The sequence below is a fragment of the Streptococcus mitis genome (assembly GCF_002096835.1).
GTDB lineage: Bacteria > Bacillota > Bacilli > Lactobacillales > Streptococcaceae > Streptococcus > Streptococcus mitis_W.
Window position 1 is genome coordinate 55,894 of sequence record NZ_NCVG01000016.1, and the last position, 22,747, is coordinate 78,640.

A 22,747-nucleotide genomic window follows, 5' to 3' on the forward strand; every position below is an offset into this window, starting at 1 on the left:
TCAATCTCAACTTTTTTCTCTACACATATTGATAAAGTACTGGTGCAAGCGCACATCATCAGTCAATTCTGGATGAAAAGAAGTTACCAACATATTTTTTTCTTGGGCTGCAACGATTTGATTGTCAACTGTTGCTAAAATTTCTACATCTTCTCCAACACTACTGATAATTGGACCACGAATAAAGGTCATTGGAATCTGACCGACTCCCTTACATTCTGCTTCCGTGTAGAAACTTCCTAATTGGCGCCCATAGGCATTGCGCTCGACCACCATATCCATAGTTCCTAGATGACTCTCGTCCTGAGAAGTAATTTCCTTAGCCAGCAAAATTAAACCCGCACAGGTTCCAAATACTGGCAAGCCAGATAGAATTGCTTCTCGAATGGGAATCAGCATGTCCTGCTCACGTAAGAGCTTGCCCATGGTTGTAGATTCCCCACCAGGAAGTATCAAACCCGCCAAGTCACTCTGATATTGTTGAAAATCATCTAAATTTCTGATTTCAACACTCTCGACACCTAATCGATCTAGCACTTTTTCATGTTCTGCAAAGGCACCCTGCAAGGCCAATATTCCAATTTTCATCTATTTTCCTCTCTCAGCCATGAGAATTTGGATTTCATTTTCATTGATACCAACCATGGCTTCTCCTAAATCTTCAGAGATTTGAGCCAAAATTTGAGGATTTCGGAAATTGGTTACCGCTTTGACAATGGCACTCGCTCGTTTAACAGGATCTCCTGACTTGAAAATACCTGAACCGACAAAGACACCCTCTGCCCCTAATTGCATCATCAACGCAGCATCTGCTGGCGTTGCAACGCCTCCAGCCGCAAAGTTTACAACTGGCAATTTTCCATGTTCATGGACGTATTGAACCAATTCTACAGGTACCTGCAAGTCCTTAGCAGCAACATAAAGTTCGTCCTCTCGTAAGTTTTGAATACGGCGAATTTCCTGATTCATCATACGCATATGACGAACAGCTTGGACGATATCCCCCGTACCCGGTTCTCCTTTGGTACGAATCATAGAAGCACCTTCAGCGATACGACGCAAGGCTTCCCCCAAATCCTTAGCCCCACAGACAAAAGGAACTTGGAATTCTTTTTTGTCCACATGGAAACGGTCGTCTGCTGGAGATAAAACTTCACTCTCATCGATATAGTCAATCTCAATAGCCTCTAAAATCTGAGCTTCAACAAAATGCCCGATTCTGACCTTGGCCATTACTGGAATACTAACCGCTTCTTGGATTTCCTTAATCATCTTTGGATCACTCATACGGGAAACACCACCAGCTGCACGGATATCAGCTGGAATCCGCTCCAAGGCCATAACAGCAGCCGCACCAGCAGCTTCTGCAATGCGGGCCTGTTCAGGATTCTGAACGTCCATGATAACCCCACCTTTGAGCATCTGTGCCAAGTTTTTATTTAGTTCATAACGATTTTCAGTCATTTATTTTATCCTCATTATTTATATTGGTAGCTACCATTTCATTTTAAGTTAGATTAAAATGAAGTACAAGATAAAAAAAACGTAATTGTGTGGGTACAGATTGGCTAAAAAAACTATCTGACCTTAGCTTAAGGCCAGATAGTTCATCAAATTTTATTTTTCAGCTGTAAGGGCAGCCATTGTGATGTAGTTGTATGGTTTGTTGAAGTGTGGCAAGAAGAATAGGTCTGTCAATGCCAATTTATCAATTGTCACATGTTCTTGGATAGCAAGTGAGAACATGTGGATTCCCATGCTGATTGCAGAATCGCGTGAAACCATTTGTGCACCAAGAATTTCACGGCTATCTTTGTCAAAGACAATCTTGATGGCTACTTCATGGTTATCATGTTTCATGAATTCTGGTTTTTGAAGATCGTTAAAGCCTGTTTCAGTTGCATTGTAACCAGCAGCTTTAGCTTTTTCAAGAGTCAAACCAGTTGAAACCATGTGAAGACCGTAGATTGAGATACCGTTTGATCCTTGAACACCGATTCCTTCCAATTCATGTCCACATGCGTTATATGCACCAACGATACCAGTACGAACAGCGTTTGAAGCAAGCGCAATGTAGCTAGTGTCTTTACGAGCGTTGTCATAAACAGTCGCACAGTCACCTACTGCGTAAACGCCTGGGATAGATGTTTCTTGTTTTTTGTCTACAAGGAAGGCACCGTTACGGAAGAGTTCAATTTTTCCATCAGCAAGGGCTGTGTTTGGACGGAAACCAACTGCAAGGATAACCATATCCACATCAAAAGTTTCTTTATCAGTAATCAAGCGTTCAACTTTACCGTCACCCTCGATTGCTTTAACAGTTTGACCAAGCGCCAAGCGGATGTTGTGGTCTTCCAAGTTCTTCGCCATCATTTGTGTGAAGTCTTTGTCATAGTAACCGTTCAAAACAGTATCAACGATATCAACAAGGACAACTTCTTTTCCAAGACGTTCAAAGGCTTCAGCAAGTTCAACACCGATATAACCACCACCAACAACGGCGATTCGGTCAAGGTGTTGACTCTTATCAGACAATTTGTGAATCACTTCTTCAGCGTTTTGGTACAATTTCACAAATTGTACGTTTTCAAGAGTTGCTTTAAATTCACGGTTTCCTTTAACAATTTCAACACCTTCGATTGGTGGCAAGATTGGTGTAGAACCTGTAGCGAAAATCAATTTTTCATATGATTCTTTGTGCTCTTTTCCTTCAACTTCCGCTGTAACTACTTTGTTATCATAGTCTATTGAAAGAACTGGTGAATTCATGTATACCTTAGCACCTTTAGCTTCCAATTTTTCTTTATCAGAATAGAACAAGCCTTCAGCACCGTCAATTTGTTCACCAATCCAGAGGGCCATTCCACATCCTAGGAAAGAAATGTTAGAGTTTTGGTCAAATACAACGATTTCGTTCTCATTTCCAAAGTTATCCAACATAGTGTTAATACATGCTGTACCAGCGTGGTTAGCACCAACTACAACGATTTTACTCATAGAAAAATTCCTACCTTCAATTTTAAATTTACCTTTCTAGTATAACATTTACTGTTAGCGTTTACAAGAGTTTAGCTAATTTTCCCGTTTTTTTTGTAAAAAAATGTAAATAATCTGTATTTTATCAGTCTTTCTTACAATTACTCTTTATTTTCTGAGCATATTTCTTGACAAGTTTACAAATTTTATTTGTGAAAACGCTGACTTTATGGTATGCTAGTATCATGAAAAGAAAATGTAAGGGGTTAAATTTAATATAAATTTACTATATTTCAGTCTTCTTTTCATAAAAGAAAGGAGTTGGTAGCTTGCCTCTTAGTTCACATTCCGAACGGCTAATGGGGACTACTATCACTATTTCATTAGTAGATGAGCGAGCCGATAGCTTGATCCAGAAATCCTTTGATTTACTCAGAGAGCTCGAATACCGCTTCAATGCCAATAGCCAAGAATCTGAGTTGATGGAAATCAATCATCAAGCTGGAATAGCCCCCGTCAAGGTTCATCCAGACCTGTTCGAACTGATTTCACTTGGATTAGAGCATAGCCTAGCGCCATCTAGCCATCTCAATATCAGCATTGGTCCCTTGATTCAAACCTGGCGTATCGGTTTTTCAGATGCCAAAGTTGCCCAGCCTCAAGAAATCGAATCAATTCTCCCTTTAATCAATCCTCATTATATCGAGTTAGATTCTTCTACTTCTACTGTGTTTCTAAAACAGAAAGGAATGAAGATAGACCTAGGTTGTTTAGCCAAGGGTTATAGTGCGGATAAAGTTGCTCAATTTCTGAGAAAAGAGGGAGTGACATCTGCCTTGATTAATCTGGGAGGGAATATCCTGACTATTGGAAAAAATCAGGCAAGAGGGGATCAGCCTTGGCAAATTGGGATTCAAGACCCAGCCAATCCGAGGGGAAATCACTTAATGACCATCCCTGTTGTCAATAAATCTGTCGTGACTTCAGGCATTTATGAACGTCACCTGACTGTCGATGGAAAAGATTACCATCATATTTTTGACAGCCAAACAGGTTATCCTGTTGAAACGGAACTAGCGAGTCTAACAATCATCTCTGATAAATCAGTTGATGGTGAAATCTGGACAACTCGTCTATTTGGAGAAAGACCTGCTTCTATCCTCTGGCAAGTCGAAAGTTTGGAGGGCATCGAAGCTATCCTCATCGATAAGGAAGGTCACCTAAGCTGTTCTTCAGGAATTCCTACTCTATAGAAACAAATGTTTCAATGGAGTTTTAAAATTGTATTATGTAAAAAGAGAAAGGAAATCTCATGTTAAAACTTATTGCTATTGTTGGAACAAATTCAAAACGTTCTACAAACCGCCAATTGCTTCAATACATGCAAAAACACTTTGCTGAAAAAGCTGAAATTGAACTTGTTGAAATTAAAGACATTCCTGTCTTCAACAAACCAGCTGACAAGCAAGTACCTGCTGAAATTTTAGAAATTGCTGCTAAAATTGAAGAGGCAGATGGCGTTATTATTGGTACTCCTGAGTATGACCACTCTATCCCAGCTGTTTTGATGAGCGCTCTTGCTTGGTTGTCTTATGGTATCTATCCACTTTTGAACAAACCAATCATGATTACAGGTGCCTCTTACGGTACACTTGGTTCATCACGTGCCCAATTACAACTTCGTCAAATCTTGAATGCTCCAGAAATTAAAGCAAGTGTCCTTCCAGATGAATTCTTGCTTTCACACTCTCTTCAAGCCTTCAACCCAAGTGGAGACCTAGTGGATCTTGATGTTATTAAAAAATTGGATGCCACTTTTGACGACTTCCGTATCTTTGTAAAAATCACAGAAAAATTGCGCAACGCACAAGCCCTACTTCGCAAAGATGCTGAAGACTTTGACTGGGAAAATTTGTAAGATAGGAGACCAAAAAGAATGAAATTTGTTGGACTTGTAGGATCAAACTACGATCAATCATATAACCGTAAACTCTTGGAATTCATCCGTCGTCACTTCAAACTCAAATTTGAATTAGAAGTTCTCGAAATTGATGAAGTTCCAATGTTTAACCAAGACGAAAAATGGGACGAAAGCTTCCAATTGCGTCTCTTGTATAACAGAATTACGCGTGCTGATGGTGTCATTATTGCTACTCCTGAGCACAACCACACAATCTCAGCTTCTCTTAAATCAGTTCTTGAATGGCTTTCATACGAGGTTCATCCATTTGAAAACAAACCAGTCATGATTGTGGGAGCTTCTTACTACGACCAAGGTACTTCTCGTGCCCAAGTTCACCTTCGTAAGATTCTTGATGCCCCAGGTGTCAATGCCTACACACTTCCAGGAAATGAATTCCTTCTCGGTAAAGCTAAAGAAGCCTTTGATATTAATGGGAATATCACAAATGAAGGAACTATTAATTTCCTTGAAACTTGCTTGGATAATTTTGTAAAATATGTAGGAGTTGTTTCAAAATTGAAAAAACCAAAACCAATTGAACCAGAAGATTTGGATTGTGGCAGACCAATTGCTACCACAATCACAGAAGTTGATCCCGATGATCCAGAATGGGTTGAAAAAGTTGCTGAAATTACTGGTGCGGTTTCAGGTGATACCTATGTCAAACTAGATCATGGTATCTTAACTGTTAACCAAATCGATATGTTCTTGAAAGCAATGCCATTTGAATTGACATTTGCAGATGATAATAATCAATTCTTGTACTTTAATAACGCACACCAAGACCCAGATACAATGTTTGGTAAACGTGTACGTGCTCAATCAGGAAATAGATTAGGAACAGTACACGGTACATTGCCAGATTCTAGAATGAAAAACGTTGAATGGGTTGTCGGCGTATTGCGTAACGGGGATCAAGAATATGTCCGTACAATTGTGCCAGGAACACCTGAAGGTGTTATTAATACCCATAATTACCAAGCAATGTACTATCCAGATGGTTCATATGCTGGAATCAATGAAATCATCTTTAATTTCCAACCATGGCTTGACTGGTACCTTAATACAACTGGTCAACGTCTAGTTGGTGGAAATGCTGCAGCTCCTGCTGGCGGACATGGTCACGGCGATGCAGATGCTACATCTGGAGCTTCTGATGCAGGTGATGCTGGAGGCCACGGTGGTGGCGCAGACGCTACATCTGGCGCAAGTAACTAATAACTTTAGGAACCATCTTGGTTCCTTTTTTAACGAAAAAAGACTAGCAAACACAAATTGCTAGTCTTTTGGTTATTATTTCATCTATTCTTATTAAAAGAAAGAATATTTATTATGAATTTGGATCATCGAGACTACGGCCATGTAAACCTTTTTCACGTTGTACTTGGCGTAGTTTTTCTGGTGTAACATCATTTCCTTCTTCGTCCACAATTTTGATTCCTTCAATGTGGTGACGAACAGTGCGACGATAACCTTCGATGTACTCCTCACGTAGTTTGGCTTGTTCAACTTTTTCTTCTGGGGTCAAGCCTTCTGTTTTTTTCTTTTTAGCAAGCTCGTTGATACGAGCAATTTTTTTCGGATCCATTTCTTCTCCTTTGTGATAAGATAAAGTCCGTTTATCAAACTTTATTTAGTGTTAATTTGGTTAAAACGTGCAAGTTTAGCTGCTTTCTTGGTTAATTGCGACAAGATTGCCAAACGATTTTGACGGACAGCCTGATCTTCGGCCATAACCATGGTATTCTCAAAGAATGCATCAATGACTGGGCTAAGAGCAAAGAGTTGTTTCAATTGCTGACTGGCAGATCCTGATAAAATAAGTGATTCTACTGCTTCCGCCAAAGCTTTTTCTTGGTCATTTTCAAAAAGTGCTGAATCAACTGTTGCAACTCCTTCTACCTTTTCAGCCAAGTTAAAGGCACGAGAAAGTGATTCAACAGATGGTTTGAAGTCTTCTTCCTTGCTTGCTTCTACGAGAGCACTTGCTGCTTCCAACATATCCGCCACAACAAAGTTTGATCCTGCAAGAACGGCTTCCTTGATATCTTTTGGAGTAGAACCCATCATCTTATCAACACGAGCCTTGATAAAATCCATAACCTCTGCCTTATTTTCATAAGTCAAGCTATCAAATTTCAATGCATAAAGGCTATCTATCAGCTCGTCCATAGCAATGTGCCAACCAAAGGCATCCAAGATACGAACAACACCTTGGGTCGCACGACGAAGGGCATAAGGGTCATTAGAACCTGATGGAATCAAGCCTACTGAGAAGAAACTCAAAATCGTATCCAATTTGTCTGCAATGGCTAGAATGGCTCCAACCTTGCTCTCTGGAAGTTCTCCTTCAGCTGAAGTAGGCATGTAGTGTTCACGAATAGCAGCTGCCACCGCTGGAGTTTCACCAGCAAGAAGGGCATATTTCTCACCCATAATTCCTTGGAGCTCGTCAAATTCGCCAACCATACCTGTCAACAAGTCAAACTTGTAAATGGCTGCTGCACGAGCTAAGTCAATCGTTTCATCCGCTGACAAACCAGCTTTTTCTGCCAAGAGAATAGCAATCTGCCCCGTACGAATCATGTGTTCACGAAGGGAACCAATCTTCTCATGGAAGGTGACATTGTTTAATTTTTCAACAAGATCTGAAATCACCAATTTTTGGTCTTCACGCCAGAAGAATTCACCGTCTTCTAAGCGAGCTACTAAGACTTTTTCATTTCCTTTAATGACATTTTCCAAATACTCTGCGTTTCCGTTACGAACAGAAATGAAGTTTGGCAATAGTTTACCGTCTTGATCACGAACAACAAAGTAACGTTGGTGTTCTTTCATTGAAGTCACCAAAACTTCTTCTGGAACTTCAAGGTATTTGGCATCAAAACTTCCCATAAAGGCAGTTGGGTATTCAACCAAGTTCAAGACTTCATTAAGCAAATCAGCATCAATTTCGATACGTACACCATGCTCAGTTTCGATTGCTTTGATTTGGTCAACAATCATTTGCTCACGTTCACGAGGATCCGCGATTACAAACTGCTTACGAAGGTCTTCTTCGTAGCTCAATGCTGACTGAATCTTAGTTTCTTGTCCCAAGAAACGATGACCACGGCTGACACGATCTCCCTTGATATCAAGGAAATCCAAATCAAACTCTTCTTCATCTAAAAGAACAGTTAAAGTGTGAACAGGGCGGATATATTCAAAGGTGTTGTTAGCCCAGTGCATGCTGACAGGGAAAGTCAAGGACTTCAAGACATCTACAACACCAGGAACAATGGCTTCAACTGCTTGACCAATTTCTTCCTTAGTGACATAGACATATTCTTCACCCTTAATTTCACGAAATTCGATATCTTCAACAGTCAAGCCTTTTCCTCGGACAAATCCTTGAGCTGCTTTGGTGAAGTTTCCATCACTATCCAAGGCAATTTTCTTTGCTGGACCCTTGAAATCTTCTGTCAAATCAGATTGCTTGTCTGCAAGACCAGTCACACGAACAGCCAAACGACGTGGTGTTGAGAAGGTTTGAATGGCTTCAAAAGACAGGCGGTTTTCCTTGAGGAAGGCTGCCATTTTTTCGCCTAGTTGTTTTTCACTTGGTGTGACAACATAGGCTGGTAATTCTTCAAGACCGAGTTCTACTAATAAGTTTTTTGTCATGTTTTTTCCTTTACATTTTCTTCAATCTTTTTTGATATGCACCTTAGGTACTGGGGACGTCGCTAACTAACTTTGTGAGTCTGTATGGAAATCTAATACTAAATTGATCAAGATTTCCAACAGTCTCATCAAAGTGGATTTAGCTGACTAATTTTTGAACCTAAGGTTTCAAAAATCCCCACATAACAGTACGGCGGTGCATATCCCTCTAGCAAGTCTTCGACTTGCCTCTAACGATTTTAGAGCACAATATTACTCACTATTCTGCGTCTTCTGCTAAGAGTTTAGCTCGTGTTGCTTCATCCAAAAGTGGGTAGCCTAGGCGTTTTCGTTCTGCGACAAAGGTTTTAGCTACGACACGGGCCAAGTTACGGATACGGGCGATATAGCCTGCGCGTTCGGTTACAGATACGGCACCACGCGCATCAAGCAGGTTAAAGGTATGTGAACATTTGAGAACATAGTCATAGGCGGGGTGAACCAAACCTTCTTCCAAAGCACGACCAGCTTCTTTTTCAAACTTATCAAAGTTTTCAAGCAACATTTCTTGATCCGAAATTTCAAATGAATATTTTGAGTGTTCGTACTCAGGCTGGATGAAGATTTCTCCGTATTTTACACCATCAGCCCATTCGATATCATAGACAGAGTCTACTTCTTGAATGTAAGAAGCCAAACGCTCTAAACCATAGGTAACTTCCGCAGTCACAGGGCCAGTTGCCAATCCACCGACTTGTTGGAAATAAGTGAACTGAGTGATTTCCATACCGTCAAGCCAAACTTCCCAACCAAGACCAGCTGAACCAGTTGATGGGTTTTCCCAGTTGTCCTCAACAAAACGGATGTCGTGCTCCAAAGGATTGATTCCCAATTTTTCCAAAGACTCAAGGTAAAGTTCTTGGATGTTTGATGGAGATGGCTTCATGACCACCTGGAATTGGTGGTGTTGGTAAAGACGGTTAGGATTTTCTCCGTAACGACCGTCAGCAGGACGACGTGATGGCTCTACATACGCTGCATTCCATGGTTCAGGTCCGATAGCACGAAGGAAAGTGTAAGGACTCATGGTTCCCGCACCTTTTTCGTTGTCATAGGCCTGCATAAGCATACAACCTTGGTCATTCCAAAATTGTTGCAAAGTCAAAATAATTTCTTGAAATGTTAATTTTTTAGACATTGTTTACTCCTTTTTATATAAATTACTTGCGACACGAGTCTGCCTCGTCGATCATACGAGGCAAGACGAGTTAGTACTGCGTCTAGCTCAGGCACTCTAGTACTGAGCGTGGGGCAGTCCGACTATAAGGAGGTTTCTGCCACTGACGCAGTGGAAAGTCAATTTTTTAGACATTGTTTACTCCTTTAATTTATATTATCTTTTTAGCTTTATTCATCAAGCAACCAAGAAAAAGCTGGGTCCTGAAAAATATGACGTTTGGGAACAGTTTGTAAATTCTGATCGCATTCATCTATTGTACCTAATTTCAAAGCACAAACTTCTGGTATATTTTCTTGAGTAGTGAAAATTTGACTGTGACAGTTCTGGCAGTAATAACGTTGTTTCCCTGGAGATGAACTATAGGTAACCAACTTCTCTTCTCCATACAATACCAGATTTTTGCTGCTAACTTTGGCATTAACTGTGTAGGCTGACGCAGTTACTTTCCTACAGAATGAGCAATGGCAAAAAACTATTTCCGACAATTCTTCATCTAAAGTGTAGGTGACTGCTTTACATAAACAAGATCCTTTAAGCACGATGCTCCTTTCCACTTAGGTATTAGACGAAATTCAAAAAGAACCGAATTTCAACACCCAAGCCTTGCGACTAGGGGCGTCAGAAACGCGGTTCCACCCTAATTTATTACTTCATTGTTTTTGAAAATACTACAGAAAGCGCCAGCACTTTATTTTGCTCTACTTGGCTCCCACTATCCCAAGCTCGCTTGAAGAACGCCATAAGACTTTCTTTCCTGCTGACTATTATATCAAAAATCAGAAGAATGTACAATTCTTTTTATGATTTTCTAGAAATCCATATCATCAACTCGTGGAGCACCCGACTGGACAGCTATCGTTTTTAAGGTTTCTAGCTCCTCATGACTCAGTTCAATTCCAAAGCAATCAAGATTAGCCTGAATACGAGATGCTGTGACAGATTTTGGAAGTGGTAAAAATCCTTCTGCTAAGCTCCAGGCCAAGGCTATCTGGGCAACCGATTTTTCGTGATTTGCTGCGATTTCTTGGACTTCCTTGCTATCAAATAATTCTCCCTGACCAAAAGGTCCCCAAGCTTCCAATAAAATTCCTTTTTCTCGACAATAAGTTACAACTTCCTCTTGATACACACCTGGCGCCAAGCGAATTTGATTGACCGCTGGAAGAATTTTTGTTGTTTCAAGCAAGGCATCCAAATGATGGGGAAGAAAATTACTAACACCGATAGCACGGAGTTTACCTTCTTGATAGAGGTCTTCCATCGCTCTCCAAACTTCCGCATTTCGGATTTTCCATTGGTCATTCTCTCTGAGAGGTTTTGGGTTCGGCCAATGAATCAGATACAAATCCAAATAATTCAAACCCAGCTTCTCTAAAGACTCTTCAAAAGCCTGACGAGCTTGCTCATAGGTGTGGTTTGTATTCCACAATTTACTGGTTACAAAAATTTCCTCACGCGGAACGCCACTATCTTGAATAGCACGACCAACGCTTTCTTCATTTTTATAGATGGCAGCCGTATCGATGTGGCGATAGCCCGCATTCAAAGCCTCTAAAACTGCTTGGTAGGCAATCTCTCCATTTTCAGCTTTCCAGGTTCCGAATCCTAGAACTGGAATTGTAACGCCATTGTTTAAAGTATAAGATTTCATTATTTTTCCTTTCTATATTAGAAGAAAATCCAAAGAGCCAAATTTTCAAGGAAAACTTATCTCTTTAGATTTTGTGTATTATTGATTGCGGTCGTAGTAGAGCTGGTGGGCTTTAAGACGAGTATCTAACAAATCTGGAATTGTCACAAAGTCATAACCTTGACCTTTCAAATAGTCAATAACCTTCGGTAGAGCATTGACCGTCTCAGCATGGATATCATGCATGAGAATAATAGAACCATTCTTAACTTCGCGTTGAATTTCTGTCAAAATCGCTGCTTCATTTTTGTTCTTCCAGTCCAGACTATCCACATCCCACATAATAAAGCTCAAATCAAGGCTATTGCGAATGTCATCTGTAATGGCTCCATAAGGTGGACGCATGAGTTTAGAACTAGAGCCCAGCACCTTAGTTAGCGCATCCTCAGTATCAGTTATTTGTTTTTTGGCTTCGTCAAGCGAAAGTTTTGACAGCACTGGATGGCTCCAACTATGGTTCCCAATGACATGACCATCTGCTTTCATGCGTTTCAAAATCTCTTCATTTCCAGAAACATTCTTACCTAAAACAAAGAAAGTTGCCTTGATACCATACTTAGAAAGAGTATCTAAGGCTTGATTTGTCGTTGCAGGATTCGGGCCATCATCAAAAGTCAAGGCTACTACTTTACGATTTTTCTTTTCATAATAAGCCTTGTAAAGTTCGGCATCCTTATCTAATAGATAAGAGGACTGAATGACCTCAAAGAAACTAGATACTGGCAAGGCAATCTCGTCTAGATTTTCCACTGATTGACTTGGATAAAGGATAATTTGGCTATCCTTATAATCAAAGTTCCATGCAGACAAGTCTTGATCAGAGAAGCTTTTAACAATCTGATCAATCTTTTCTTGCTCCAATTTCTTATCCTGTAAAAAAGAAGTCAGTTCTTTTATCAGTTTCTCTTTGGCCTTACTAGGATCTGAAAATAATTGATCAAGTGTAAAAGGTTTACCGTCTTCTGTCAAATGCACTTTCGCTAGACTAGTTTTTTCAGTTTCTTCAACTTTTGACGAAGTTAAATCATAGACTTGTTTCATCACACTTCGGTTGACAATCCCTTTTAAAGTCGAATCCTGTTTCTCCGTATAATAAAAAACCAGATTTTCCTTGTCTTCCAGATTTTCTTTAATATCCTGTGTCATGATTTCTTTTACAGATGAAATCACTTGCTCCCCTTGGAGAGGATAATAGGCAATTACTTCGGCTTTTCCCTTACGAAAATGATCCTTCTGATTTCCCTCACTCAATTGATCATCTTTCTCTTTTTTGAGCGATTCAATCTTTTGTTCAAAACTTTGTTTTGTGTATATTTTGTATCCAATTATTGAACCAAGGACACAAATACTTACTGAGAAGATAGCTACTAGGGCTATTAGACTCATTCTTACCTTATCGTGATTCTCACGCTTTGCTCTACTTTTATCCATAGAACCATCATATCAAATTCAGGCTATAATTTCAATGATTTGGGAGGAAATAGTATATTAAAAAAGAGGGGAAGTCCCCCTCTCAAGATTTTATTTGACTGCTTCTTTCAAAGCGTCTACCTTGTCCAAACGTTCCCATGGAAGGTCAATATCTGTACGTCCCATGTGTCCATAAGCTGCTGTTTGACGGTAAATTGGACGTTTAAGATCCAACATTTGGATAATTCCTGCAGGACGAAGATCAAAGATTTGACGCGCTGCTTTTTCAAGCTTGCTTTCAGCTATTGTTCCTGTACCAAAGGTATCGATACGAACAGAAACAGGCTGCGCAACACCGATGGCATAGGCCAATTGCACTTCTGCTTTCTTAGCAAGACCTGCTGCAACGATGTTCTTGGCAATATAGCGAGCCGCATATGACGCAGAACGGTCCACCTTAGTCGCATCTTTACCAGAGAAGGCACCACCACCGTGACGAGAGTAGCCACCATAAGTATCTACGATAATCTTACGACCAGTCAAACCTGAGTCCCCTTGAGGTCCACCGATTACAAAACGACCAGTAGGATTGATGAAGAATTTTGTTTGCTCATCCAAGTAAGAGGCTGGAATAACCTCTTTGATAACCTTATTAATGACATCATTGTGAATTTGTTCGTTGCTAACTTCTGGATCGTGCTGAGTTGAAATAACAACTGTGTCCACACGTACTGGACGGTCATTTTCATCATACTCAACCGTAACTTGTGATTTAGCATCTGGGCGAAGATAGCTAATTTCCCCAGACTTACGAAGTTCTGCCAGACGACGAACCAATTTATGGCTGAGTGAAATTGGCAATGGCATGAGCTCTTCTGTTTCATCTACCGCAAATCCAAACATAAGCCCTTGGTCTCCAGCACCAATCAAGTCCAGTGGATCCTGGTCTGCATTTCCACGAACCTCTAAGGCTTCGTTAACACCTTGAGCAATGTCAGGAGATTGTTCCACCAAAGATGGGTGTACTCCCACTGTCTCAGCAGAAAAACCGTATTCTGTATTGGTATAGCCAATCTCTGCAATGGTATCACGAACCACACGGTTAATATCCACATAGGCATTTGTAGAAATTTCACCAAAAACATGGACGGAACCAGTATATACAGCTGTCTCAGCAGCAACGTGCGCCTCTGGATCCTTAGCTAAAATAGCATCCAAGATAGCATCTGAAATTTGATCTGCAATCTTATCTGGATGCCCCTCAGATACAGATTCAGACGTGAATAATTTACGTTCTGACATAAAAATGTCCCCCCTTAAAAATAGTGTTATAGAGTTACAAAGTACTGATAGGAAAACTATTAGTGATAAATGCCTACCATCTTATCGGGACTATATAACTTTATCATTATACCATTTTTAAGCGTAATTTGCAGTCTTTAATGTAGTGTTTCAATGTAGATATTTCGTTCTCATAAATTAATTAAAAAAAAAGTTGGAGTTCAGTACTCCAATTTTTTCTATTAAAATGTTTGACGTTTTGCTTTACGCTCTGCACGACCACGAGCACGATTTGCAGCGCGCTTGGTTTTGCGGCGTTTTTCATCCACTGCCCATTGAATTTTCTTCTTATAACCCGGTTTGACTTTTTTCTTTTTCTTTTTGACCAAACCAATCATTTCGATATCAAGCTTGTCTTGTTTTTTCTCACGGTTGACACGACGATCACGGTCATAAGTATCTTGAAATTCCCCGTCTTTGACCATCTTAGGAGTAAACTTGATTCCCAATTTCTCCAACTCACGGATATCGGAGTCATCACTTGGCTGATAAAGGGTAATAGCTGTACCTGGTAGGCCATTTCTTCCAGTTCGACCAACACGGTGAACAAAGAAGGACAAATCTTGCGGAATGGCATCATTGATGACATGGCTGACACCTTCAATATCAATCCCACGCGCTGCCAAATCTGTTGCAACAATATACTCAAAATCCAGATTTTTCACCTGATTCATGATACGCTTGCGCTCACGAGGGGCAATATCTCCATGAATCTTGGCAACTTTCAAACCTTGAGCAGTCAGATATGAATGCAATTCATCAGCACGCGTTTTAGTGTTAACAAAAATCATTGCCAAATAAGGTTGCATCAACTGAGTCAACTGGTAAATTTGAGCATTCTTATCTCGGCCCTTGGTCGAAATCAACCAATTATCAATGGTATCAGAAATGACCGTTTTGGTCTTGATTTTCTCCATAACAGGATTTGATAAGTATTTTTTCAAGAATGGTTGCAACTTTTGTGGGATAGTCGCTGAGAAGACCATGAATTGCAAGTCTTTTGGAAGACTGCCAGCAATCTTATCAACAGTTTCTAAGAATCCCATATCCAAGGTCATATCTGCCTCATCGACCACAAAGGTCTTAGCCTTATGAATAGCTAAATCACCAGATTTAACCAAGTCATAGATACGGCCTGGCGTACCGATAACAATATGAGGTTGGTTGCTTGCCAATTTTTCAATCTGGCGAGCCTTATCAGTACCACCCACGTAATTAACCACACGAACTTCCACTTCTGAGTGGGCTGCAATCTGACGGGCTGCTTGGTAAATCTGAGTAGCCAACTCACGGCTCGGTGCCGTAATCACTGCCTGTACACTATCACTAGATTCATCTAATTGCTGGAAAATTGGTAACAAGAAAGTATGAGTCTTACCTGAACCTGTTTTTGATTCACCGACTAGGTCACGACCTGCCAAAACAATCGGAATCAACTTATCTTGCACCTCTGTAGGAGTTGTAAATTTCAACTCCTCCAAGGCTTCTTTAATATAGTTTTTAAATTGAAATTTCGTAAATGACATAATATCCTCGATTCTATCTATCTGTTCAATTATACCACATTTTATTCCATTTCAGTAGTCTCACTTATTTAGGCTATTTCTAGTAGCTTCTCTAGTCAGAAAAAGGCTGGAATTTCGTGATTCCAACCTCTTTTCAGTCATTATTTCCAGTTTAAAATAGCATTCAAGCCATAGTGATCACTCACTTGTGGACTCTTGTTACCATCAAATACGACATGTAAATTTTCCACCGCTAACTCCTTGGTAGTAAAAACATAGTCGATTCGAAGGGGTTCAGTGTTCCCCTTCCAGCCATCAATTTCTGGTGGAACAGTATAGCTACCACTTTTATCTTGAGCAACTTCAAATGCGTCTTGTAAGCCTAATGGACTAGCTAAAATAGCTTGGTAACCTTCCTGACCAGCTGGATTGTTGAAATCTCCAGCTAGCAAAAGCGGCTTGTTCAATTCTTTCAAGACAGCTTCAAATCGTGCCCATTCTTCTTGGAAACCTTTATCCCACCAAGAAAGGTGGACACTGGCAACTGCAAGCTCCTTACCATCAACTACAGTTTCAGCCAAGGCAACACGACGAGTATGATAGTCTGTTGGATCATCCACATCTGAAACCAAAATTTCTCTTGCTTCAATAGGTGTTTTAGACAAGATAGCTACACCTTCATGGTAGCGATCATAACCGATATGGTTATAGGCCCAAGTCCAGTAGTAATTTTTCCCTTGCTCAGATAACTTTTCAACCAAGAGTCTAACATAGTGATCTTGGTGAATAGGCTCAGCTGCTGGCAAAGCTTGATAAAGATCATTGACCTCTACCTCTGGAGATGTGATCTCCTGATTGATTTCTTGGAAACAAATCAAATCATAGTCTTTTTCAAGGATATCCTCAAGCAAAATCTGGAATTTTTCCTCAGCTTCTTTTTCCATCCAACTATGAGTATTGAGTGTTAAAAATTTCATTCTTTTCTCCCAAAATAAGAGGTTGGAATACAGCTTCCAACCTCAAGTATATTACAATTCTACTTTAGCAACTGCTGTTTTAGCTGCAAGAGAACCTGTTTTTTCTAATTTAACTGATTTAATTGCATCACCATTTGTGAAGACAACTACTGTTGAAGTTTCACGTCCTGCTGCACGGATAGCATCCAAGTCAGCTGTGACAAGTAAGTCACCTGCTGCAACTTTTTGTCCTTCTGCTACATGAACTGTAAATGGTTTTCCTTCAAGACTTACTGTGTCCAAACCAATGTGAACAAGTACTTCAAGACCTGCTTCAGTCACAAGACCAAGAGCATGTTTTGTAGGGAAGATGCTTGATACAGTACCTGAAACTGGAGATACAATGTTTCCATTTGCAGGTTCTACAGCAAATCCGTCACCCATCATTTTTTGAGCAAATACGGGATCTTTTACTTGTTCCAAAGCAACAACTTGACCATCAGCTACTGAGTATACTTCCTCAGTAAGACCTTTATAGTGAACTGTGTTTTGTTGTGCTTCTGTCATTTGACTTGGAAGAGTTTCAGGAATAACTTCACCTGAATCAAGGATATCTTGGATATCAGATTTCAATACGTCTGCTTTTGGACCGTAGATAGCTTGAACTCCTTGTCCTTTCATGACAAGACCCATAGCTCCTTCTGCTTTCCATTGTTCTGCATCACCGACTTTGTCAGCATCTTTTACAGTTACACGAAGACGAGTCATACATGCATCAACATCAACGATGTTTGCACGTCCACCAAGAAGGTTAATAATGTTTACAGCTTGAGAGCCTGCTGCAACTTTCACTTCGCTACTAGCTTCTTCTGAACCTTCAGCAGTTTCGTAATTTCCGTTACGTCCTGGAGTTGCGTAGTTGAATTTTTGAATCATGAAGTTTGCGATAAAGTACATGATTACGGCAAAGAGAACAGTTACCCAGATAAAGTTAACGATATCCATACCAATACCAGCATTAATTGCTAGTGGTGTACGAGTCAAGAATTCAATTGAACCGAATGAGTGGACACGTAGGTTTACTACGTCAGCCATAGCGAAGGCAGCACCTTGAACAAGTGAGTAAACAAGATACATAGGTGTTGCTACAAACATGAACATGTATTCGATTGGTTCAGTAACCCCTGTCAAGAATGTTGCAAGAGCTGTCGCAATCATCATACCTTTATATTGATGTTTCTTATCAGCATCGACATTACGGTAGATAGCAACGATCATACCCATCAAGATACCGAATGAACCGATCATTTGTCCAACTTTGAAACGAGCTGGGTGAACAGTATCTAACAATTGTTGGTAGTGACTTGCATCTGTACCTTTAAGGTTAACAAGGTCTGTTACCCATGCAAGCCATAGTGGGTCTTGACCAAATACTTGAGTACCTTTAGCTGCACCAGTTAAAATGTCATAAGTACCACCAAGAGCTGTGTAGTTCATTGGGATAGTCAACATATGGTGAAGACCAAATGGCAAGAGCAAACGTTCCAAAGTACCATACAAGAATGGTGCAAGGATTGGAGCAGTTTCTTGTGAGTTGGCAATCCAGATACCAAAGCTATTGATACCTGTTTGAACTACTGGCCAGAAGGCAGCAAGTAGAATTGCAGCGATTGCTGAACGAAGAATAACTACAAATGGTACGAAACGTTTCCCGTTGAAGAATGAAAGTGCATCAGGAAGTTTACGGAAGTTGTAGTATTTATTGTAAGCAGTTGCCCCTACAAAACCTGAGATAATCCCTACAAACACACCCATGTTCAATGCTGGAGCTTCAAGAACACTAATGAAGTAATCAGCAACTTTGATTGAACCACCAAAGAGAGTTGTGACCATAGCATCTGGATTTTTCAACATATCTCCTGATACACCAAAGATTGTACCAGTGATACGGTTAATCAAGATGAAGGCAAGACCAGCGGCGAAAGCACCACCAGCACGTTCTTTAGCCCAGCTTCCTCCAATTGCTAGGGCAAACAAAATGTGAAGGTTACCGATAACCCCCCAACCAATTTGCTCAAGAATTCCACCTGTAACTACAAGTGGTGCAAAAGTTGGGTTAATCATTACGATAGACTTACCGATTGAAATCATCAAACCAGCAGCCGGCATAACCGCGATAACCACCATCAAAGCCTTACCGAATTTTTGCCAAAACTCGAAAGACAAGACATTTTTGAATGTATCTTTCATCATTCAAATCTCCTTTATTTTTATTTAGGCAAACGTTTTACGAAAACGTTTGCACTTTCTATAATTCAATTATACCACTTTAATTTTTTTTGTAAAGGCTTTTATAAAAAAAAGTAGACTTTTTTCTAAAATTTTTGTAGTAAAAAAGGAGATATTAAAATCTCCTCAAATATACTTCTATTTTAGATTTTCAGGAATCGGCGCATTGAAATTCCTGATCCGATTGAACCGATAAAAATTCCAATCACAAATAATAAGGCAATCATCAGTGGACTGAATACTTCTGGTGATATCATTGAAAGGTTCTGACCAACCAATGACTTATTAACCGATTGGTAAACCATTTTATAGACAATAAATACCAAAACTGATGGAAGGGTTGCTCCAAGCAAACCGATGAAGGCACCTTCAAGCAAGAAAGGTCCGCGGATATAGCCGTTCTTAGCACCTACTAAACGCATGATTTGAATTTCACGGCTTCGTGAAATGATGGTGATACGTATAGTATTAGAAATCAAGAACACCGCAATGAAAATCAATAATCCAGCGATAACTAGTCCCCAGACACGAATAAATGAAGCTAACTTAAACAAGCGTTCTGTATTAGCACCACCATCTTGAACTTCTGATACACCTTCGATTTTCTTAGCCTCTTCTGCTACCGTCTTTACATCACTTGGTGTATTTGTATCAACGATATATGCATCATAGAGTGGATTGGCATCGCCCTCAAAGATTTTCCAGTTGTCCCCCATTGTTTCTGTCAACTTTTCATATTGTTCTTCTTTACTTGAAAACGTAACACTTTTAACGGTTGACATACCTTTCAAAGCATCATATACCTTATGGTAGTCGTTATTTGTAACAGTTTGACCTTCTTTTTCAATGGTCTCACTATTATCAGCTACGTCCTTACGAATGTATACCATTACTCGAACATTATTTTCAATATCTGTAGCTAGTTTAGCCGTATTAAAGATAACAGATGCAAATATTGCAACCAAGGTCAAAGTAATCATAACTGAACTAACAGCAGCTACTGTCATCCAGCCATTTCGTTTCAAACTTTTTAACGATTCAAATAAATGACGAAAAAATCTACTAATCATCGTATCCATATTCTCCTTTAGCTTCGTCACGAACGACACGGCCATTTTCAATGGCAATGACACGGTGGCGCAAGGTATTTACAATCTGACTGTTGTGGGTAGCCATCAAGACAGTTGTACCTTGGAGATTGATGCGTTCCAGCAAGTTCATAATTTCCCATGAATTATCTGGGTCCAAGTTTCCTGTTGGTTCGTCCGCAATCAATACTTTTGGATTGTTTACAATGGCACGTGCAATTGCAATCCGTTGCTGTTCTCCCCCTGAAAGTTCATTTGGGAAAGAACGAACCTTATGCTTCAATCCAACCAAGTCTAAGACTTCCATAACACGTTTTTTGATATTACGGCGACTTTCTCCAATTACCTCCATTGCATAAGCAATATTTTCATAAACGGTTTTCTTTGGTAACAGTTTATAATCTTGGAAGACAACCCCAACACTACGACGTAGGAGAGGAACATCTTTCTTTTTAATTTTAACCAGATTAAAACCAGCAACAGATAAGCTTCCTTTTTCGATTTTTACTTCTCGGTACAAAGAACGAATAAAGGTTGATTTCCCAGCTCCTGACGGACCTACGATATAGGCAAATTCCCCGGGTTCAACAGTGACTGAGACACCTCGCAAAGCTGTCGTTCCGTTATCATACTTTTTGACAACATCTCTCATTTCAATGATTGACATATGAGCTCCTTTCTATCTTAGCTGATTCTCCACTTGAGATAGGCATCAATAAAACCATCTAGGTCTCCATCCATAACCTTATCTACTTGTGCAACTTCAAAGCTAGTTCGGTGATCTTTTACCATAGTATATGGCGTAAAAACATATGAACGGATTTGGCTTCCCCATGTGATTTCCTTTTTCTCACCCTTGAGGGAATCAACTTCCGCTGCTTTCTTTTCTTGCTCCATTTGATAGAGCTTAGCCTGCAACATCTTCATGGCACGATCTCTATTTCCATACTGGGTACGATCGACCGTTGACTGGACAACAGTCCCAGTTGGAATGTGTGTTAAACGTACACCTGTTGAAACCTTATTGACGTTTTGTCCACCAGCACCACCTGAACGGAAGGTGTCCATCTTGATATCATCTTCACGGATTTCCACTTCAATGGTATCATCCAACTCTGGCATCACTTCTACAGATGTGAAAGAGGTATGGCGACGTTTAGCAGAGTCAAATGGTGAAATTCGCACCAAACGGTGTACCCCCATTTCTGACTTGAGAAGACCATAGGCATTAGGTCCTTCAAATGATAAGGTTACTGACTTGATACCAGCTTCATCTCCTGCTTGGTAATCCAATACTTCCACTTTAAAGCCTTTAGCATTTCCATAGCGAGTGTACATACGAAGCAACATATCACCCCAGTCCTGAGCCTCAGTACCACCGGATCCTGGATGGATTTCCAAGATGGCATTATTATGGTCATAAGGTTCTGACAAGAGCAAGGTCATCTCGTAACTGGTCATCATCTTATCAAGTTCTGACAACTGTTCAACCAATTCTTCATGTACCGACTCATCTTCAGCTAAAAAGTCTAATAAAATTTCAACTTCATCCTGCAACTCTTCCATCTTATGGAAAGTATTGTAAGTGTTTTTTAATTCATTTAATTCTTGCGACGTTTTTTGGGCCGCGATATTATCGTTCCAAAAATCAGGTTCTGTCATCTTGTTTTCCAAGATAGCAATCTCTTCCTCTAAACCTTCGAGGTCAAAGAGACCCCCTGAAAGAAGCTAATTTTTCACGATTTGCGTCAATTTTCTGACGAATTACTGAAATGTCCATAAATACTCCTTTTTTACATTATTTCATTATAGCATATTTTATCATTTCTTTCCATCTTTTGCTCTACTCCTCTTTTCATGAAAAAAGAAGCCTTTCGGCTTCCCTTCTTACAAGACTTTTGCTGAAGTACGAGTAATCTCTTCTACTTGAATATTCTCTGATTCAAATTTTTCTTTCAAGGCTGGTAAATCAATTGATCCATCGATTTGAACTTCGATAATGACCTTACCATCCTTACGCGGAATATTGACTGTATGCGAGATATTCAAATTTTCTTCTACAATCAAAGAAATAATTTTTCCAAGAACGCCAACTTCGTTTTCCGTAACAAAGCGCACACGAATCCCTTCTTCACCATAACCTGCAATTTCAAGAAAGGCTTGGAAAACGTCACGATCCGTAATAACTCCGTATACTTGATGATTATCTACGACAGGAAGAATACCAATCTTATTTTTCAACATCAGATAAGTTGCATCCTCTAGACTCGCATAGCCTGAAACAGTGACAACATCGCGAATCATCACATCTTTTACTTTTGTCTTATTTAGAAGATAATTCATCTCATAGATAGAAAGACTTGTTGCTTTGGATGGACTAGCTTGGGCAATGGTTCCCTCAGTTACCAAACCAACCAATTGATCATTTTCGATAACAGGCAAGCGGTGCAACCCTTGCTCTCTCATCAAATCTGCTGCATGAGATACTGTTGTATCCGGACTAATATAAACTACCTTGCGGGTCATAAAATCTTTAACTGCCATGAGACTTCTCCTTTTCTATTCTTATCCCTATTATACAATCTTTTTGTAAATCTATCAAACGCTTACATTTCTTTTTCAAAATTCAGAAAAGTATGAATAA

The 22,747-nt window shown here is 39.9% G+C and carries 20 protein-coding genes; 3 read left to right on the forward strand and 17 right to left on the reverse strand.

From position 1 onward, the window contains the following. Positions 1 to 6: 6 nt before the first annotated feature. The 3 genes from pdxT to nox form a co-directional block, all read right to left on the reverse strand. The gene (gene pdxT, locus B7699_RS01130; RefSeq protein ID WP_084926901.1) at positions 7 to 588 is read right to left on the reverse strand and encodes a pyridoxal 5'-phosphate synthase glutaminase subunit PdxT; all 582 of its coding nucleotides are present in this window, start codon (positions 586 to 588) and stop codon (positions 7 to 9) included. Continuing rightward, positions 589 to 1,464, reverse strand: a complete 876-nt coding sequence (gene pdxS / locus B7699_RS01135) for a pyridoxal 5'-phosphate synthase lyase subunit PdxS (RefSeq protein WP_000138517.1) — start codon at positions 1,462 to 1,464, stop codon at positions 589 to 591. It abuts the gene before it with no gap. A 153-nt stretch (positions 1,465 to 1,617) separates the two neighbouring features. After that, complete coding sequence (nox, locus tag B7699_RS01140; protein ID WP_000036778.1) at positions 1,618 to 2,997, reverse strand: H2O-forming NADH oxidase; 1,380 nt, start codon at positions 2,995 to 2,997, stop codon at positions 1,618 to 1,620. 308 nt (positions 2,998 to 3,305) lie between these two features. Between nox and B7699_RS01145 the strand changes: the two genes are divergently transcribed. The 3 genes from B7699_RS01145 to B7699_RS01155 are packed head-to-tail and all read left to right on the forward strand — an operon-like array spanning position 3,306 to position 6,157. Beyond that, positions 3,306 to 4,229 (forward strand): FAD:protein FMN transferase, encoded by a 924-nt coding sequence (locus B7699_RS01145; RefSeq protein WP_004256850.1) that lies wholly within the window; start codon positions 3,306 to 3,308, stop codon positions 4,227 to 4,229. Between the two features lie 59 nt (positions 4,230 to 4,288). Then, positions 4,289 to 4,894, forward strand: coding sequence for an NADPH-dependent FMN reductase (locus tag B7699_RS01150; protein ID WP_000915951.1), 606 nt, complete (start codon positions 4,289 to 4,291; stop codon positions 4,892 to 4,894). Positions 4,895 to 4,912: 18 nt separating this feature from the next. Next, complete coding sequence (locus tag B7699_RS01155) at positions 4,913 to 6,157, forward strand: NAD(P)H-dependent oxidoreductase (RefSeq protein ID WP_084926902.1); 1,245 nt, start codon at positions 4,913 to 4,915, stop codon at positions 6,155 to 6,157. Between the two features lie 112 nt (positions 6,158 to 6,269). Here the strand turns inward: B7699_RS01155 and B7699_RS01160 are convergent, their stop codons facing one another. The 14 genes from B7699_RS01160 to B7699_RS01230 all read right to left on the reverse strand — a co-directional run bounded on the left by B7699_RS01160 (position 6,270) and on the right by B7699_RS01230 (position 22,647). Continuing rightward, the gene (locus tag B7699_RS01160; protein ID WP_084926903.1) at positions 6,270 to 6,527 is read right to left on the reverse strand and encodes a DUF896 family protein; all 258 of its coding nucleotides are present in this window, start codon (positions 6,525 to 6,527) and stop codon (positions 6,270 to 6,272) included. Positions 6,528 to 6,568: 41 nt separating this feature from the next. Next, a complete protein-coding gene (gene glyS, locus B7699_RS01165) occupies positions 6,569 to 8,605 on the reverse strand; it encodes a glycine--tRNA ligase subunit beta (RefSeq protein ID WP_084926904.1) in 2,037 nt (678 codons plus the stop codon). Between the two features lie 259 nt (positions 8,606 to 8,864). Beyond that, the gene (gene glyQ, locus B7699_RS01170; RefSeq protein ID WP_000038733.1) at positions 8,865 to 9,782 is read right to left on the reverse strand and encodes a glycine--tRNA ligase subunit alpha; all 918 of its coding nucleotides are present in this window, start codon (positions 9,780 to 9,782) and stop codon (positions 8,865 to 8,867) included. Positions 9,783 to 9,991: 209 nt separating this feature from the next. After that, positions 9,992 to 10,363, reverse strand: coding sequence for a GFA family protein (locus tag B7699_RS01175; RefSeq protein WP_084926905.1), 372 nt, complete (start codon positions 10,361 to 10,363; stop codon positions 9,992 to 9,994). Between the two features lie 269 nt (positions 10,364 to 10,632). Next, positions 10,633 to 11,475: an aldo/keto reductase gene (locus tag B7699_RS01180; RefSeq protein ID WP_084926906.1), complete on the reverse strand. Its 843-nt coding sequence runs from the start codon at positions 11,473 to 11,475 to the stop codon at positions 10,633 to 10,635. A gap of 78 nt (positions 11,476 to 11,553) precedes the next feature. Beyond that, positions 11,554 to 12,945 carry a peptidoglycan-N-acetylglucosamine deacetylase PgdA gene (gene pgdA, locus B7699_RS01185; RefSeq protein WP_084926907.1) on the reverse strand — a complete coding sequence of 464 codons (1,392 nt, stop codon included), beginning with the start codon at positions 12,943 to 12,945 and terminating at the stop codon, positions 11,554 to 11,556. Between the two features lie 90 nt (positions 12,946 to 13,035). Further along, entirely contained in the window at positions 13,036 to 14,226 is a 1,191-nt protein-coding gene (gene metK, locus B7699_RS01190) for a methionine adenosyltransferase (RefSeq protein ID WP_084923416.1), read from the reverse strand. Positions 14,227 to 14,447: 221 nt separating this feature from the next. Further along, positions 14,448 to 15,791 (reverse strand): DEAD/DEAH box helicase, encoded by a 1,344-nt coding sequence (locus B7699_RS01195; protein WP_084926908.1) that lies wholly within the window; start codon positions 15,789 to 15,791, stop codon positions 14,448 to 14,450. Positions 15,792 to 15,931: 140 nt separating this feature from the next. Beyond that, positions 15,932 to 16,747 (reverse strand): endonuclease/exonuclease/phosphatase family protein, encoded by an 816-nt coding sequence (locus B7699_RS01200; protein WP_084863100.1) that lies wholly within the window; start codon positions 16,745 to 16,747, stop codon positions 15,932 to 15,934. Positions 16,748 to 16,798: 51 nt separating this feature from the next. Continuing rightward, positions 16,799 to 18,979, reverse strand: a complete 2,181-nt coding sequence (locus B7699_RS01205; protein ID WP_084926909.1) for a PTS transporter subunit IIBC — start codon at positions 18,977 to 18,979, stop codon at positions 16,799 to 16,801. Positions 18,980 to 19,158: 179 nt separating this feature from the next. After that, positions 19,159 to 20,085, reverse strand: a complete 927-nt coding sequence (ftsX, locus tag B7699_RS01210; RefSeq protein WP_000625545.1) for a permease-like cell division protein FtsX — start codon at positions 20,083 to 20,085, stop codon at positions 19,159 to 19,161. Then, positions 20,078 to 20,770 carry a cell division ATP-binding protein FtsE gene (ftsE, locus tag B7699_RS01215; RefSeq protein WP_033685219.1) on the reverse strand — a complete coding sequence of 231 codons (693 nt, stop codon included), beginning with the start codon at positions 20,768 to 20,770 and terminating at the stop codon, positions 20,078 to 20,080. Before ftsE ends, ftsX begins: the two co-directional genes overlap by 8 nt. A gap of 17 nt (positions 20,771 to 20,787) precedes the next feature. Continuing rightward, a protein-coding gene (prfB, locus tag B7699_RS01220; protein WP_101784613.1) for a peptide chain release factor 2 occupies positions 20,788 to 21,883 on the reverse strand; the annotation gives its coding sequence in 2 pieces (ribosomal slippage) (positions 20,788 to 21,810 and positions 21,812 to 21,883; 1,095 coding nt in all). A gap of 107 nt (positions 21,884 to 21,990) precedes the next feature. Beyond that, positions 21,991 to 22,647 (reverse strand): CBS domain-containing protein, encoded by a 657-nt coding sequence (locus B7699_RS01230; protein WP_000268667.1) that lies wholly within the window; start codon positions 22,645 to 22,647, stop codon positions 21,991 to 21,993. Positions 22,648 to 22,747 lie beyond the last annotated feature (100 nt).